Origin of the sequence: Bacteroides graminisolvens (assembly GCF_963666085.1) — a bacterium.
Lineage (GTDB): Bacteria > Bacteroidota > Bacteroidia > Bacteroidales > Bacteroidaceae > Bacteroides > Bacteroides graminisolvens.
The window spans coordinates 2,553,009-2,566,765 of record NZ_OY762556.1 but is presented as its reverse complement, the minus strand read 5'-3'; the positions used below and the strand labels follow the sequence as shown (position 1 = coordinate 2,566,765).

The window sequence follows — 13,757 nt, the reverse complement described above, 5'->3', positions numbered from 1 at the left end:
AAACCATGAAAAAGCACTCCTTAGTTATACTGGCCCTTCTGGCCGCAGGCACCTGCGCATCACTGCATGCGCAAGGCAGTAAGAAACGCATCTCCGAGGTCAACAACACCTTGTGGTACAACACCCCCGCTGCTCAGTGGGAAGAAACCCTGCCGCTGGGCAACGGCCGGTTGGGCATGATGCCCGACGGTGGCGTGGAGCAGGAACGCATCGTGCTCAACAACATCCACATGTGGAGCGGTTCCGAGGCCGACTATCGCAATCCCGAAGCCGCCTCTTACCTACCCGCCATTCAACAGCTGCTTTTTCAGGGTAAAAACAAAGAAGCGCAAGAGATGATGTACCAACACTTCGTGCCCGTTAAGCCCGAGAAAGGCGGTACCTACGGCAGTTACCAAATGTTGGGCAACCTCGACATTGCCTATCGCTACCCCACCGACGATGGCAGTTACAAAGCCTACAAACGCTACCTCGACTTGGAGCAAGCATTCAGCGCCACCCACTTCACCAAAGGAGGCGTTAACTTCATACGCGGTTACTTCGTGCCCCGCAGCAAAGACGTGATGGTGATGCGCATCATCACGCCGTTGCAGACAGACGGTCACGCCATTTCGTTTACCGCCAAGCTGAGCCGCCCGGAACGTGCCACGGTCAGAGCCGTTGGCGACACCCTGATTATGGAAGGAACGCTGGATAGCGGAAAAGAAGGAGTTGACGGCGTGCGCTTCACAGCCAAACTGTTTGTCGACGCCACCGGAGGCAAGGTGAGCGTATCTGACCACGGCATCAGCGTTGAAGGCGCCAGTGCCACGACCCTTTTCATCTCGTCCGCCACCAGCCTGGAACGCAGCGACTACAACGAATATGCCGGCAAAAAGCTGATGGAAGCCATCGGTGTTTCGTACGGAGACATCAAAAAGGAACACATCACCGAATACCAGAAACTGTTTAAGCGCGCCTCCCTGTTCGTTGGGAAAGACGGCGACGCTAACGACAGCGATGGCCCGTGGAACCTGCCAACCGACGAGCGCATCCGCCGCTTCGTGCAAAACGACGACCCGTCACTGGCATCACTGTATTACAACTACGGTCGCTACCTGCTCATCAGCAGCACCCGCCCCGGTTCGCTACCGCCCAACCTGCAAGGACTCTGGGCCAATGAGTGCGGCACCCCGTGGAACGGCGACTACCACCTCAACATCAATGTGCAGATGAATCACTGGCCAGTGGAGCAGGGCAATCTTTCGGAACTTCACCAACCCCTTGTGGCACTGACCCGCGGATTGGTACAGAGCGGTGAGGCCACCGCCAAAGCATTTTACGGTCCCCACGCCCGCGGATGGGTAGCCCACATGATGACCAACGTGTGGAACTTCACCGCACCGGGCGAACATCCTTCGTGGGGCGCTACCAATACAGGCGGTGCCTGGCTGTGCGCCCACCTGTGGGAACACTACCTGTTTACACAAAACCGCCAATACCTCAAAGAAATATACCCCACGCTGAAAGGAGCGGCCGAGTTCTTCCTCTCCACCATGGTGAAAGAGCCGGTGCACGGCTGGTTGGTAACCGCCCCCTCCTCTTCGCCCGAGAACTCCTTCTTCGTAGGCAATGACCCCACTCCCGTGAGCGTGTGCATGGGGCCGGTCATGGATACCGAGCTGATTCACGAACTGTACGGCAACGTGATTGAAGCCTCCCGCCTGCTGAAAACCGACAAAGCCTTTGCCGACAGTCTGACCGCCGCCCTGGCACAGCTACCCCCGCTTCAAATCAGCAAGGAAGGCTACCTCATGGAGTGGCTGGAAGACTACCGCGAAACCGATGTGCACCACCGGCACGTGTCACACCTGTACGGCCTGCACCCCGGCAACCAGATCAGTCCCACGAAAACCCCTGCCCTTGCCGAAGCCTGCCGTGCCACCCTCAACCGCCGAGGCGACGAAGGCACCGGATGGAGCCGCGCATGGAAGATCAACTTCTGGGCACGTTTGGGCGATGGCGACCGCGCCTACAAACTGTTCCGCAGTCTGCTGGTGCCCGCCTACACCCTCGAGAACCCGAAGAAACACGGTAGCGGTACCTTCCCCAACCTGTTCTGCTCGCACCCGCCCTTCCAGATGGATGGCAACTGGGGCGGCACGTCCGGCATCAGCGAAATGCTGGTGCAAAGCCACGAAGGCTTTATCAACCTGCTCCCCGCCCTTCCCCCAAGCTGGTCGGAAGGCAGTTTGCAAGGCTTCAAAGTACGCGGCGGTGCCACTGTGTCACTCACATGGAACGACAACCGGGTAACGACCGCCACCCTGCAAGCCGACAAAGCCTACTCCTATCAGCTGAAGAAGCCCGCCGGCACACAAGCCGTGAAAGTAACACGCGGCAAGCGAACCAAAACCTTTACGGGAGAATATATCAGTCTGCCCCTTGCAGCGGGTGAAGTGGTGAGTTTGGAGTTTGAGAAGTAAACCTAATTAACATGAACAGAAAGAAATTAGCTATTGCTGTTGTTAGTGGAGGATTAATATCAATTTTATCAAATAGAATTTTATCTCCATTTATTAATTTATGGTTAGAAGAATTTATCGGTAGCGATTTTTGGAGAGCATTTTCATCCTATCTAGTATCATTGGCAGTGGTTATATTGCTAATGGCAGTCTTGTTTTGGGGATTAACCATGTTCGGCCTTCTAAAAAAATATAAACGATGAAAGGAATGTAACTCGATTCAGGGCAAATGAGAAGATAAATATTGGTATCAATGTATAACCCAAGATTACACTGCATTCATATAAAGATGACTATTTTTGCAAACGCAAGCAGGCATTGTGGCCTGTAACCCAAATGTACACCTCCCAATGAAGGAGGTTTTCATCTATCAATCTTTTTTTAATGGAACAACATACATCTTTGCCAAAACAGACTAGACAGTCTAACTTTGAACTTCTGAGAATAATAGCCATGTTTTTTGTCTTGCTGGTTCATTGTGATTTTTATTCACTCGGTGTACCCAAAGAACTGGATATTCAGATGTATCCCCTGTCCTCTTTTTCCAGATTTATGGTTGAAGCTTTCGCAATTGTATGTGTCAATGTATTCGTTCTGATATCCGGATGGTTCGGAATAAAACCATCGCTGAAGGGATTTGCCAACTTCATATTTCAGTGTTTCTTCTTTTTGTTCTTTATTTATCTGATACTTATGCTTTGCGGAGTTTCTAAATATTCTAAGACCGGACTATTGAATTGTTTTCTTTTCATGGAGAACTGGTGGTTCGTGAAGGCATATATTGGATTGTACATTTTATCTCCGATTCTTAATACGTTTATAGAAAATTCGGGGAAGAAACAGTTGCAAATAGTGTTGGTGTCATTCTTTGTATTCCAATCACTTTATGGTTGGATCATTCCAAGCGTTAACTTCATTTGTGACGGTTATTCCACGTTCTCTTTTATCGGGCTATACTTGCTGGCACGCTACATCAAGCTATATCCAAACACTTTGATGCGGTTGCAGATAAAACAGGATCTTTTAATTTATGCGCTATTGTCGGTTACTATCGCCTTGGTCGCTTTCTTCAGAGCATCGCATAGCGCTACTATTGTGGAACGTTTGTATTCGTATGCTTCACCTCTTGTAATCTTGTCGAGCTTGTACTTATTCATTGCATTTTCAAAGCTCCGGATACAAAACAACTTTGTAAATAAGATTGCTTCATCTGCTTTTGCGGTCTATTTGCTACACACTCATTTTGCCGTATTCGATCCCATTTTCAAAGAAAGCATCATTTATTTGGGGAACTCTTATGCATCCGTTCAATTTGGCATAATAGCGTTCATCTTTCTGATTGCCATTTTCATTGTGGCTGTATTGCTGGATCAACTGCGCATGATGGCATATAAATACCTGAACCAATTCATGCAAAAAGCAACCCATAAAGCGAACCGTTTCATTCCGTAACGATAACCGCTTTACAGGCTGCTCCCAAATAGCTTATGAATTACGTGTAGTTAGATTATTCTTTATCCAAAACCTCGCTCCCCTCAAAACAAGGGCACTGCTTCACCCACTCCTCCGGTTCAACTTCGCCGTTGTGGTTCAGGTCCGGACTTAAATCCCGATGACCGCATACCCGGCTGAGCGGATAGTCAAGCAACAACGTGCGCACCAATACCCTGAGCGAATGTTTCTGATGACAGGTTCGCGTATCTTTGGGCATGCCCCGGCTGTCGAGCCCGCCCTCGTAGCAGATGCCGATGCTGTTGGCGTTGTAGCCCCGTGCATGGGCACCGACCTGCTCCAGCGGACGAGTGGTGACTATCTTACCGTCCTTGCGAACGTAAAAGTGATAACCCGCACCTTTGAAGCCTCGGCGACGGTGATCTGTATCCAGATCATGCTCGGAATAGGTGCGGTCTTCCCTCGTGGCCGAACAATGAATCACAATCAGGTCAATGTGTCTCATACCGCCTACATTCTGGATGAACACTCCTTGGCCGCACACTGCTGCGCCAGCGCTGCCGCCAGCTGCGTTTTCAAGGCAAATAGTTCGGTGTGCATCTCACGAACCTTTTCACTGGTCTCAAAGTAATCTTTGAGCACCTTCTCCAGCTGAGCCACCAGAAACTCGTACTGCCCCTTGATGAGGTCGCTAAACTCCTTGCTGTCCTTTTTATTCGTTTTTACGAAAAACGGAAGAATCACCTTGATACACTCCAAAACTTTATAAACAATGGTTTTCATATTCAATTATCCTTATATATTAAACAAAATACATATATTCTTAAATACAGACAAGTAGGTAACGGACGTTTGCACATCCGTTACTCTTGGTTAACAGATTATCCATTAGGATCATCTTCCTCACCCGGATTCACCGGAACGTTACCGCCCGTATTGCCACCCGTATTCTCACCTGGCAACTCATTCTCGGCTACCACCTTGCCCACTGTCTTCTTCTTGAAGGTCAGCGTCTTGATCATCTCCGTGAGGTCAATGCCCGGACGGAAAATGATGTGTGCGCCCTTCACCTGATTGGCACTGAAATCATCCTTCTTTTCCACTCCCGTGCTGCTTACCCCTACCTGGAAGCTGCCGAAGTCGCCGAAGCGCACAATCTCCCCTTTGGCCAGACTCTTCATCATGCTATCGATCAGCGCATAGAGCACCGCCGCGATATCGGAACGCATCACCGTGCAGCCTTCAGAGGCATCTTTGCACAAACTGCGGAAATTCATTTCGCCCGCCGCCTGGGCCATGGCATAAAACTTTTCGGGCTCGTTCTGCTTGGCAGGATTTTTTCGAGCCACTACTGTAACAGGTACACTCATGTTGTAATAAATTAAATGATTAATACTCTTTCCCGAAACACGGATTCGGGCTGCTTGCCAACCCTGTTTCCCGCTCCGGTACAACAAAGATACAACCTGCTAAAAAGCCTTTTTACCGTACTTTACCACTCAAACCGTGCATTGTTTTTATTTCATTGAACGCCCTTGTTTTTCCTTGAAAAACTTGCTTTTCTGCCCGTAAATATGTAAATTTACAAGAGTAAACCAATAAGATAAACTGATGAAAGAAGACGAACCGTTCAGGGTGCGAGCCTACCACAAAGGCATCTTGGCCCATTTGTACAATCCGGGGCTGCCCGTGGAGTCGGCCATGCGCAAACTGCGTAACTGGATACGCAAAAACGAAGACTTGTATGATGCGCTTTACAGCGGCAGAGAAGGGAAAAACGACCACTATTTCACCCGTCGCCAGGTGGAGCTGATTGTGGAACATTTAGGGGAACCGTAAACGGCTCCCCTTTTTTGTGATGTAACACATCCCTTTTCTTTAAACGCTCGCTAAAGCTATTTTAAGCCCCACTGTGCTACTTTACTCCTTTTTCGCAACTTGTCTACTATTTCTCTGCATCCATTCAATAGGCGGCATGTAATCACCGATACACGTCATGCTGGGGTTGTGACCGAAATATACGTTGCCTAGATCCTTTGCTAAGAACCGATTCACCCCTTCTGTAGAACACCTTTTGCCGCTTGATCTCTAGGATCTCGTCTTTGTAGTTGACCTTGATGAACATGGCGAAGAACGCCTCCCGCTCGGTGAGCGGCTTGTCGCTGAGCTTTTTAATCACTTCGAGCAACTCTTTCTGAAAAAGCAGATAACCCTTGGCAGGCTCTTTGCCGTCGATAGAAGCCATAAATAGAGATTTTAAATGTGTTAAGGGCTGAATCAGGCTGTACAAGCGGGTTTCCGCATGCCTGATTTTGTTGAAATAAATAACCGAAAATTTTCAGCCTCTCTTTCAGCCCCTCAAAATATGCTTTTAACCAATTGAATATCAGTGATTTACAAATGTAATTAAAATTCATTTCAGCCTCTCTTTCAGCCACAATATATTAATATTATATTAAAAATATAGATAAGAAGATTCGGGTTGAGTTTTGGCTGAGTCGGTAAATCACGCTGTAATGATTTCTCTTACGAATCAATGTACCGCCAATCGCTGATGGCAATCAAGGTGTTTTTGAGATATAGGTGAGATGCTTTTTGAAGCTTAACAGATGGACGGTCTGAAATAGTTTTAGAGTCCGTTTTTCTTAGAGTCATGCACGACATTTTAATAAATTAACAATAATGCTTTTCCTTTTATTAATGCAAACTTAAATATAATAATTGATATAATAGCTATAAATTTAATTTATTTTAGCAAGAAAAATATTGCCATACAGATATTTTATAAAAAACGATTATTTTACACATTGTATGTGCAATGCGTTATTTATGTGTTATATAATTACCATAAATATTTTATTGTTCGCCTGCGATTTTTATTTCTACGCCTAGAATTTTAAAAAGTTGGCGGAGGATTTATAATTGTTGGGGAGGAAATAAGGAGTAACATTTAGTAGGTAATAACGAAAGAACAAAGTACCTTTGCCTCAGAAATAAACTATAATCTATGAATATATGAATGCAATAACGACAAAACGGACTCAAAGTGAAAGCAAAGACTTTAGTTACTTGATAGCTCAGCTCGACAACGATTTGAATGGAAGGTACCACAGGGAGCAATCAAAATATGATCAGTACAACAAAGTTGACTCCATAGCCACTGTAATTGTAGCCTTCGACGAAGAAAAGCCTGTGGGGTGTGGCTGTTTCAAAGAGTATGACAATGACACGGTTGAAATGAAACGCATGTTCGTCACACCTGATTACAGGAGACGGAAGATTTCAAAACAGGTATTGAGCGAGCTGGAAGCATGGGCGAAGGAGCTGGGCTACTCAAAAGCCGTACTTGAAACGGGATCCGGACAGCCGGAAGCCATAGGACTTTACACCCGATGCGGATACGAAAGAATAGAGAACTACGGTCAGTATAAAGATTTTCCAAATAGTTTGTGCTTCGAAAAGAAATTGTTGTGAGCCATGACAAAGAATGACGGTACCAGATTAATCACAACATCATTACGTCTACCGGACCGGCAGCCGCTATCGATGTGGCATTTAAATTACTTGAACTGCTAACCGATGTGGAATTTCCTTTGGTGTTGAAATCATTTGCATCTGGCGGAAACTGGGGGATTCGACCCCCCGATTGTAGTCTCCTTGATTAATGGGATCATTTTGAATTTTAATATTAATCCTGAAAATCGTCTAAAAACGATTCGACATAATTAGGAATCAGTTTTTTATTGAATACTAACCTCAAGCTACCTCGTGATAATTGAGAATAACCATCATATTCGGCATTATACTTAAAGGCAGTTTTTTGGATATCAATAATTGACAATAAAACATTAACCTTTGCCTCTTCCTTTTTATTTGCCATAAGATTTCTTTTAGTTCAGTTTTGAACCAGAAATATTCGAATCAATCTCTCTTTTCACACCATCCTTAATACTAAACAATTCTATTCCTAAAACAAATTCAACATCCACCAAAGTATCATGAGTGAAATTATGAGTGCCAGATAGCCATTTAGATACCTCAGAAGGCTTTTTACCTAATTTTTCGGCTAATTCCTTTTGAGACATATTTCGTTCTTTTAAAGCATCGGCTATCTTAACCGCAAGTTTCATACGGCTTTTAACTTTTGCATATTCACGCTCATCTCTCATTGAGATGATGAGATCCAAGCTGAATGTTTTTTAGATGATGACATAATTTATTCCTCCAGTTTAAAATTCCCAGAAAATGTACCATCTGGATTTAAATATGTGTTTCTAGAAATTCATCAAATAAAGTATCCTCGCTACAATCTATTGCCACAGAATAGAAACAGCTTTGGTGCCTTCGTATCTATCTAAACGTATTAGTTCTAACCCCACACTATCAATATTTAATGCAAAGATAGAAGTCTTTTTCATATAAACATAACTTATGATATTTGGGTACCAAGTAATTTTGGTACTCTTTCAACTTTATAAATAATATAGATCTGTCCCATCAAAAAAGTTTTGTTATTTACTTACTTTTATTTATATTTGAGCGATGAAAAACCTTTAAATGATAGATATATGAAAATTGCTACTCTTTTTTTATTTATACCTTTGTCTCTAAATATGTTATACGGGCAAGAAAATGCTAAAACGAAAATAGTAAACTTAGAAAAGAAGTTTGCAACACCAGATTCTAAATATTATAAATCAGAGATTAAAATACCGGAAGAAGTGGTAGATTACAATTTCTTGCAAGGAATTCCCAAAGAAAACACAGTACATAAAATATTTGAAATTCCAATTAAACAAGATGCCAACCCAATAACGATTTCCAAGGAAACTGATATAAATAAAATATACACTTATGTTAGCTTGGATACAATTAAGAAAGAAAAGACAATCATAGTTGACACTAACTGCAATTTGGATTTTAGTGATGATAAAATCTATACTTTCTCATTAGCTAATTATGCCGTTACTAAATACACCAAAGAACATGATATATTATGCCCCGTTATTCAGGTGAATTATTTTGATAAATATCAAAATAAGGAAGTCTTATTTTATTTAAAATTAGATCCATATTCATCTGATAAAAATCGTAGTAGTTATCACTCAGATGAAGATTATTATCTTGAATACTTATGGTACACATGCCATTTCTGGGAGGGCACTGCCATTATTGAAGGGAAAGAATATATGGTGCATGCCAATTCTGCTAAGACAAATGATTTTACTCAGATAGAATTAGGTGACAATCCCAGATTTTTATTTTTCCAGCCTACCGATACTATTTTTCCTCTTAATTATCAAATAAACGATTCAGTTATTATTAACAAAGAAATATTTTTACTCAAAGAGGTCAATAATGATAAACTAAATCTGGAAACATTAGGCTCTTCACATGCCTATAATGATACCGCAAACATTTGCATTAAAAAATTAGACAATAAAGATGTCTCTTTATCTGAAATAATCAAAAACAAATATGTTTTTATTGATTTTTGGGGAAGTTGGTGTAATCCTTGTATAGCCTCTATTCCCAAGCTTAAAGAATTATATGAAAAAATTGAGGGACGTAAAGATGTGGATGTAATAGGTATCGCCTTAGAATATGAAGAAAAACCAGAAAAATTATCTTCTATTATTAATAATAAAAGAATAAAATGGGGTAACTATTGGGTTAATAAATCAAATGTAAAATCGTTAACAACACCACATCAAAGATTCAGAGTTGATACATACCCAACATATATTATTTTAAATGATCAAGGGGGTGTAGTATATAGAACGTTTGGAAGCGCTAATACCCAGAAAGCTATTGATTTCTTTCTGAATTTAATAGATAACAAATAAAATGTGTATTTACTACATACGAGCATTTTATAGGCTATACAACCTATAATTTATTTTTATAGGTTGTACAACTTATATTGTAGATATATAAACTTCACCCATATTTAAACATCACATAAACCAGCTCGTCCATAAACTCACCGTTTTTGTACAAAGCCTTTTTATGTCGTGCCTCGCATGTGAAGCCGGCTTTCTCCAATACCCGCTGAGAGGCTCGGTTCGCTGAAAACGGACGTGCGTATATGCGCACAATATCAAAGGTTTTAAAGCCATACTCCACTATTTCGCCTATCGCTTGGGGTACTATGCCATTACCCCAAAAGGGTTCTGCCAGCCAATAACTTAGTTCGGCACTTTTTTGATGAATATCAGTCTGCGGGAACAGACCGATAGAACCAACCACCGCTCCGTCAACATCAATCGCAAAAATACCGGGATGATTTATTGCCAGTGATAAATACTCCTTGCCATTTTCTTCTGTATAGGGATGTGGAAACATATTGGTTAGAAACTTGGCAATGTTATAATTATTGGCATATTTCACCAAGCTTGCTAAATCGGACTCTTTGAATTTTCGCAATATAAATTTCATATCAAATATCCTCTTACTTGTTTTTATTCTTTTACCGCGCTTTTATATTTTTCATCGAGCTCACGTTCGGAATAAACATAGAGCACATTCCCTATCGGATCATATAGTCTGAAAGCTCTGTCGCCCCATTCATGGTCGGCAATCTCTTCAATAAACTGCACTCCGCTTGGCTTAATCTGGTTGTAGCAAGCATCAACATCTTCCACCATCAGGTTGAGAGTAACCCCTCCTGTGAAGCTTGCCTTTTCTTCTTCGTTATAGCTTCCTTGGAAAGAGAGAAATAAAGGAGCATTTTCATTGCCTTCCAGACGGATGCTGACGTACCAGCCGGCATCGAAAGTTACTTTAGCCTGAAAATACTTTTGATAGAAGTCTATGCATTCCTTTATCTTATCGGTATGGAATGTAATTGAATAATTGGAAATTTTCATAGTTGTTACTTTTTTAATATGTCACAAATATAGCAGAAAAATTAATTCGCGACCTAACAGGTCTTATAAATTAAATTTCTTTTGAGCTCTCAACTATTATGATTAAATTTGAAGAAATTCAAAAGACAAAAAAATGGAAACAAAACAAACTTTAGATCAAATTATTAAAGAGTTAGAAGAAGATAACGCAAAGAAACAAAACTTTAACCTCTTTCGGTACATGTTTAACTGGCACAATGAGAGGTATCTACATTCCAGCTTCATCTGTATGATGATTTCAATGAACAAAGATTATCTTCATTTTCTTCTAGAGGAAATCTTTGAAAGATCCGGTAGTAAAAATAGAGAATGCAAGAAGTTCTTCGAGAATGGTGACTGCGAAATCTATCCCAATAAAGACAACCACAGCGAGAAACATAACATCGACATTCTTATTATGTCTCCCGATAAGACTAAAGCTATCATCATAGAGAACAAGACTTTTGCAGAAGACAGATTCGTAGGCAATGAACATCAATTGATAAGTTATGGTAAGGCTCTACAAAAAGAGCCCCCCCAGTGCAAAACGATATTCTATGTGTATCTAACTCCAAGAAAATATGATCCTAAGAATATAGAAGATTTTAAAGGCAAAATCCTCATCACTGTAGCCTATGACAATCACATAAAATCATGGATTCAAAAATGCTCTGAAAAAGAGACCGACTGCTTTAAAAAGGAGGTTATGCGTCAATACAAAGAAATGCTTGATCTTTCGCTTAATAATGTTGATAGGACTATGATGCTTAAAGAAATTATAGGCGAAAACCTTCAGGAATTTGAAGATATACGTAATAAGTCTGAAAATACGGACCTTTTAGATGAAGAAATGAAAAATGTGAAATGGCACATTATTTATGATTTCTTTCAGCTATTATTTGAGAAAATAGGCAAAATGGAGAAATTAGAACTTACTGTTGATCACAGAGAACTTCAGAAGAGTATAGATAAAGTTAGCCAAGGAAGCGGAACCAGACTAGTCTTTAACTTTACATACAATGAACATTTGTTATATTTATGCAATGACAGTAAAGGCTTTACAGTAGGAGAATGTTGTAATAACAAAGACTACAAACCCCTAAATAATATGATACTCAGTCAATTAGACGAGAAGAATATGCTAGAATTGGCCAATAAAGAAAAAACAGAAAAAGTTGTAAATGAATTAATTCAAGGACTAGACACTTATCTTTGCAAATTTAAGTAAGCTAGCTAACTGCGATAGGTAATCCTCCTTACCGGAGGATTACCCTCGCCCGACAAATAAGATTTGTCAATGTATCTGCCAATTCCTGTTGCTTTACTTTCAAACTTTGTCGGCGTTCCTTTATTATTTCTCCTATTTTCTTCGTATTCACAATGCAGTGTGATTTTATAAGAATATGAATATCTTATTTTCCTGAAAACGATTAAATTCACAGTTTGTTGTGATTATCAGATTCATAGTCCTACTACTTCGCCGCCTTCATAGTCAGCTTTCCTTTGAAGCTCACATACAAATCGACGATATTGCAAACAAAGCTTTCGGGAATGCACACAGAAGCCTGGTAGTGAAAGCCCGAAGGCCCAACGCCAATGAACTGCATGTCAGAGAAAAGGGATTTAGACAGGAAGTCGGCGGAGACGTACGGACTGAGCATCTGCTTGGTGATGTCACTGGCGTACAGGCTCTTGCGGCCTTCGTATACGCAAATGTGCATCACGTTGTCATAATAGATATTGTCAATGCTCATGCCGTCTTCGTTATAGGATGTTTTTACGACTTTGACTTTCGAGGGGTTGATGTACACGTATGCACGGTATCTCTTGCCGTCGTAATTCACCACGCTGTCGCGCTCCACACGTTCGCGGTACGTAGGAATCACTTCCACACCACCGGCACTGAACGCCAGACTGTCATCGGCATCTTCCGAACGGTGCAGCTTAATTACGTCATCCGAGAGGGAATGGAACCAGAACACGTATTGCCCTAGTTTATCAATGTGGTAATGCGTTACTTCATTGCCGTACGTATGCAGGGTATCGTTCTGTACTTTGAAATAGACAGGCGAGTTCTGAGGGTCTGAATAATAAATGGTGTCGCCCTTGATCTTCATCAGCGGCATGTCACTGTCATCGTCAACCCATATACCTTGTAGTTGCGATTTGGCCAGCGTGTCTTCCTGCATAGCAGAAGAGTCTTTGGTACCGCCGCCCTTACAGGAGAACAACAACAGCACGAATATGAATGAAGCAATACTCTTTTCCATATGTTTGTTTTGTGCAAAATTACTAATTTCGCATCTATTTATGTAGCAATTTTATGAATAAAAAACAATCAAAACAAAGATTTTGTTGCAACCTCGGCAAAAGGGGTTCCGCATTTATCTTTATCCGATACAATAAGTACACTGGGATCAACGGGCCAGTCGATCTTTAACTGAGGGTCGTTGTACATAATTGTAGCTTCGGCCTGAGGTGTGTAAAAATTGTCAACCTTATAAGTAAAAATAGCTTCATCACTGAGCACCAGAAATCCGTGCGCAAATCCGCGGGGAATAAATAGCTGACGTTTGTTGTCTTCACTGAGTTCCACGCTGATGTGCTTGCCGAATGTAGGCGATGCGGTGCGGAGGTCCACTGCCACATCGAGCACGGTGCCTTTGATGACGCGCACCAGCTTGGCCTGACTGTATTCGCCCTGCTGGTAATGCAATCCGCGCAACACGCCGAAAACCGACTTCGACTCGTTGTCTTGCAGAAAGTTTACCCGGCCGATGTGCTGCTCAAACTCTTGTTGCTTGAACGACTCCATGAAGTAGCCGCGCTGATCACCGTAAACGGTAGGTTCAATGAGCCAAACACCGTCAATCTCTGTTTGAATATAATTCATTTTTGGTTTGAATGTTTGTTG

17 protein-coding genes are annotated in these 13,757 nt (G+C 42.1%); 7 read left to right on the top strand and 10 right to left on the bottom strand.

The window, feature by feature from the left end; genetic code table 11:
- The first annotated feature begins 5 nt into the window (after nucleotides 1-5).
- From ACKPCE_RS10840 to ACKPCE_RS10830, 3 genes are all read left to right on the top strand, one after another.
- The gene (locus ACKPCE_RS10840; RefSeq protein ID WP_319505201.1) at nucleotides 6-2,465 is read left to right on the top strand and encodes a glycoside hydrolase family 95 protein; all 2,460 of its coding nucleotides are present in this window, start codon (nucleotides 6-8) and stop codon (nucleotides 2,463-2,465) included.
- Nucleotides 2,466-2,476: 11 nt separating this feature from the next.
- Nucleotides 2,477-2,707 (top strand): hypothetical protein, encoded by a 231-nt coding sequence (locus tag ACKPCE_RS10835; protein WP_319505200.1) that lies wholly within the window; start codon nucleotides 2,477-2,479, stop codon nucleotides 2,705-2,707.
- 181 nt (nucleotides 2,708-2,888) lie between these two features.
- Nucleotides 2,889-3,956 (top strand): acyltransferase, encoded by a 1,068-nt coding sequence (locus tag ACKPCE_RS10830; protein ID WP_319505199.1) that lies wholly within the window; start codon nucleotides 2,889-2,891, stop codon nucleotides 3,954-3,956.
- Between the two features lie 55 nt (nucleotides 3,957-4,011).
- Here the strand turns inward: ACKPCE_RS10830 and ACKPCE_RS10825 are convergent, their stop codons facing one another.
- The 3 genes from ACKPCE_RS10825 to ACKPCE_RS10815 all read right to left on the bottom strand — a co-directional run bounded on the left by ACKPCE_RS10825 (nucleotide 4,012) and on the right by ACKPCE_RS10815 (nucleotide 5,326).
- On the bottom strand, nucleotides 4,012-4,461 hold the full coding sequence (locus tag ACKPCE_RS10825; RefSeq protein WP_319505198.1) for an N-acetylmuramoyl-L-alanine amidase: 450 nt from the start codon (nucleotides 4,459-4,461) through the stop codon (nucleotides 4,012-4,014).
- Nucleotides 4,462-4,466: 5 nt separating this feature from the next.
- Entirely contained in the window at nucleotides 4,467-4,739 is a 273-nt protein-coding gene (locus ACKPCE_RS10820; protein WP_407654965.1) for a hypothetical protein, read from the bottom strand.
- A gap of 98 nt (nucleotides 4,740-4,837) precedes the next feature.
- Nucleotides 4,838-5,326 carry an HU family DNA-binding protein gene (locus tag ACKPCE_RS10815; protein WP_319505197.1) on the bottom strand — a complete coding sequence of 163 codons (489 nt, stop codon included), beginning with the start codon at nucleotides 5,324-5,326 and terminating at the stop codon, nucleotides 4,838-4,840.
- A gap of 241 nt (nucleotides 5,327-5,567) precedes the next feature.
- Here ACKPCE_RS10815 and ACKPCE_RS10810 point away from each other — a divergent pair, with 241 nt between their 5' ends.
- Nucleotides 5,568-5,795 carry a DUF4248 domain-containing protein gene (locus tag ACKPCE_RS10810; RefSeq protein ID WP_027317654.1) on the top strand — a complete coding sequence of 76 codons (228 nt, stop codon included), beginning with the start codon at nucleotides 5,568-5,570 and terminating at the stop codon, nucleotides 5,793-5,795.
- Nucleotides 5,796-5,937: 142 nt separating this feature from the next.
- On the opposite strand, the gene ACKPCE_RS10805 is transcribed toward ACKPCE_RS10810, so the two are convergent.
- Nucleotides 5,938-6,201, bottom strand: a complete 264-nt coding sequence (locus tag ACKPCE_RS10805; protein WP_319505196.1) for a hypothetical protein — start codon at nucleotides 6,199-6,201, stop codon at nucleotides 5,938-5,940.
- A 770-nt stretch (nucleotides 6,202-6,971) separates the two neighbouring features.
- Here ACKPCE_RS10805 and ACKPCE_RS10800 point away from each other — a divergent pair.
- A complete protein-coding gene (locus tag ACKPCE_RS10800; RefSeq protein ID WP_319505195.1) occupies nucleotides 6,972-7,430 on the top strand; it encodes a GNAT family N-acetyltransferase in 459 nt (152 codons plus the stop codon).
- 214 nt (nucleotides 7,431-7,644) lie between these two features.
- Here the strand turns inward: ACKPCE_RS10800 and ACKPCE_RS10795 are convergent, their stop codons facing one another.
- Nucleotides 7,645-7,836, bottom strand: a complete 192-nt coding sequence (locus tag ACKPCE_RS10795) for a hypothetical protein (protein ID WP_319505194.1) — start codon at nucleotides 7,834-7,836, stop codon at nucleotides 7,645-7,647.
- Between the two features lie 10 nt (nucleotides 7,837-7,846).
- On the bottom strand, nucleotides 7,847-8,143 hold the full coding sequence (locus tag ACKPCE_RS10790; protein WP_319505193.1) for a helix-turn-helix domain-containing protein: 297 nt from the start codon (nucleotides 8,141-8,143) through the stop codon (nucleotides 7,847-7,849).
- 381 nt (nucleotides 8,144-8,524) lie between these two features.
- On the opposite strand from ACKPCE_RS10790, the gene ACKPCE_RS10785 reads away from it, so the two are divergent.
- Entirely contained in the window at nucleotides 8,525-9,802 is a 1,278-nt protein-coding gene (locus tag ACKPCE_RS10785) for a TlpA family protein disulfide reductase (RefSeq protein WP_319505192.1), read from the top strand.
- 94 nt (nucleotides 9,803-9,896) lie between these two features.
- Here ACKPCE_RS10785 and ACKPCE_RS10780 read toward each other — a convergent pair whose 3' ends face one another.
- Nucleotides 9,897-10,394, bottom strand: a complete 498-nt coding sequence (locus ACKPCE_RS10780) for a GNAT family N-acetyltransferase (RefSeq protein WP_319505191.1) — start codon at nucleotides 10,392-10,394, stop codon at nucleotides 9,897-9,899.
- A 23-nt stretch (nucleotides 10,395-10,417) separates the two neighbouring features.
- A complete protein-coding gene (locus ACKPCE_RS10775) occupies nucleotides 10,418-10,825 on the bottom strand; it encodes a VOC family protein (protein ID WP_319505190.1) in 408 nt (135 codons plus the stop codon).
- Between the two features lie 133 nt (nucleotides 10,826-10,958).
- On the opposite strand from ACKPCE_RS10775, the gene ACKPCE_RS10770 reads away from it, so the two are divergent.
- Nucleotides 10,959-12,071 carry a PD-(D/E)XK nuclease family protein gene (locus tag ACKPCE_RS10770; RefSeq protein WP_319505189.1) on the top strand — a complete coding sequence of 371 codons (1,113 nt, stop codon included), beginning with the start codon at nucleotides 10,959-10,961 and terminating at the stop codon, nucleotides 12,069-12,071.
- Between the two features lie 244 nt (nucleotides 12,072-12,315).
- Here the strand turns inward: ACKPCE_RS10770 and ACKPCE_RS10765 are convergent, their stop codons facing one another.
- Entirely contained in the window at nucleotides 12,316-13,113 is a 798-nt protein-coding gene (locus tag ACKPCE_RS10765) for a DUF4738 domain-containing protein (protein ID WP_319505188.1), read from the bottom strand.
- Nucleotides 13,114-13,181: 68 nt separating this feature from the next.
- Nucleotides 13,182-13,736, bottom strand: coding sequence for a dTDP-4-dehydrorhamnose 3,5-epimerase (gene rfbC, locus ACKPCE_RS10760; protein ID WP_319505187.1), 555 nt, complete (start codon nucleotides 13,734-13,736; stop codon nucleotides 13,182-13,184).
- Between the last annotated feature and the right edge of the window lie 21 nt (nucleotides 13,737-13,757).